Raw genomic sequence first — 274 nt, 5'->3', positions numbered from 1 at the left:
ATGCAAGGTGGCGCGCAATATGGCTATACTTTGCTATTCGTAATTCTTATTTCAAGTTTATCAGCAATGTTACTTCAAAGCATGACAGTGAGATTAGGAATAGCAACAGGTATGGACTTAGCTCAAATGACACGACATTATTTATCAAGACCTATTGCTATAATCTTTTGGATCATTGCAGAACTAGCAATTATCGCTACAGATATTGCTGAGGTTATTGGTAGTGCTATTGCTCTTAATCTCCTATTTAACATACCTTTAATCGTCGGTGCAC

At 36.9% G+C, this 274-nt stretch carries 1 protein-coding gene; it reads left to right on the top strand.

The genetic code is table 11. The features are described from left to right. On the top strand, positions 1 to 274 hold a 274-nt coding region (locus CDN38_RS33810; RefSeq protein ID WP_180276472.1), incomplete at both ends, for an Nramp family divalent metal transporter.

Origin of the sequence: Mycobacterium ostraviense, from assembly GCF_002705925.1 — a bacterium.
Classification (GTDB): domain Bacteria; phylum Actinomycetota; class Actinomycetes; order Mycobacteriales; family Mycobacteriaceae; genus Mycobacterium; species Mycobacterium ostraviense.
This window is presented reverse-complemented; position numbering and strand designations above follow the sequence as displayed.